1 protein-coding gene is annotated in these 1,510 nt (G+C 49.6%); it reads right to left on the reverse strand.

The annotated features are described in order from the left end of the window. Positions 1 to 1,510, reverse strand: a 1,510-nt coding sequence (locus BVC88_RS20975) for a right-handed parallel beta-helix repeat-containing protein (RefSeq protein WP_175574469.1), incomplete at both ends; no start/stop codon positions are given.

Raw genomic sequence — 1,510 nt, forward strand, 5'->3', positions numbered from 1 at the left:
AGACCATATTGATTCGCTCCCTCAATCCGGTTGCCAGTAAAGCGGAATGCCCCCTCTACTTCGTCTATAAAAAATCCATCCGAACTCGACGAGGAGGATCCCAATAATACCACGTGGTTATCGGTGATTGCTGCTCCGGTCAGGTATTGCAGCACACTTCCTCTATAAAATTGATCAGTCAGCTCATTGTTGCGGATCTCTCCCCCAGTTCCTCTTGAGGCTCCGCTCTCCGAACCCCGATAATAAATCCCTGTCGAACCTCCGATTATCGTACTGTTCAATACTCGCAGGTCACTTGAGATTGCAGGAATAAATACCACATTCCCACGTTCCGTACTCGTGCTGTTGGTGATTGGAGATTGCAGGATACAGCCCTCAATCGTCAGATTATCCGCCCGATTCAGGGCGACTACTGTTCGTCCAAAGGTCGTTCCTGTTGCTACCAGCTTTAAGTTTCTCAGAATGATGTCACTCGCATTGTCAAAACCCATCACATAGTTGGTACCTGAAGCCGACGCTCCAAAAGTCAGGATTACATCTTCCGCATTTCCCGTCGCTGATTCATAGGTCACCGTATTGCTCGCTGATCCTCCAGACAGATCAGGGATCAAAACCTGCTCTGTATAGGTGCCCGCTGCTACCTGAAAGGTAACCGCTCCGGCAAGTCCGTTCAGGACCATCGCATCCACACTCGCCTGGAAACTCGTGAAGTTCCTAGCTCCACTGCCTGATACATCTATTGTGTAGATTCCCGATAGTGGCACTAAAGCCGCTGCATCATATTCATTCGCTCCGATCGTCGGGGTTGCCTTTCGGGGAGCTCCGTTGATGTCTTCCGGTACTTCGGACAGTTGGATACCCGCATTGGCCAAAGCAGGAGAGCTCGCTGTCAAATCCGTATTGCTCGCATACTGTGGATCCGCTGTCAGGGAATTCGCATCCCGGGAAGATAAGACACGCCAATCGGCAAGGTCACCCGCATTCGAATTCCCCCATCTGCCTAGGTAAACACCTGAAGTGAAAAAGTCATTGTAATCCATCTCATCCAAACCTGTCGAGTTGGCCACATTCACAGCATAGCCCGTATTCGACTTGAAGATGTTGTTCTTGATTTTGTTGCCTGCTCCGCCTGAGCCAAAGTAGTAAATGCCCTGGGCTCCGCCTGTCGTGTTGATGTTGTTATGGTAAAAACCCTGGTACTGATTGGATACAAAGTATACCGAATAGCTACCTGCCTTCGAATGAATCTGGTTGTTGGCAATCAAGGCCGGGGAGCCCGCAGTAGCGGTACAGCTGGTCATATACAGACCATATTGATTCGCTCCCTCAATCCGGTTGCCAGTAAAGCGAAATGCCCCCTCTACTTCGTCTATAAAAAATCCATCCGAACTCGACGAGGAAGATCCCAATAATACCACGTCGTTATCGGTGATTGCTGCTCCGGTCAGGTATTGCAGTACCATTCCTCTATAAAATTGATCAGTCAGCTCATTGTTGCGGATCTCTCCCC

The organism is Algoriphagus marinus, assembly GCF_001936475.1.
Taxonomy (GTDB): Bacteria; Bacteroidota; Bacteroidia; order Cytophagales; family Cyclobacteriaceae; genus Algoriphagus; species Algoriphagus marinus.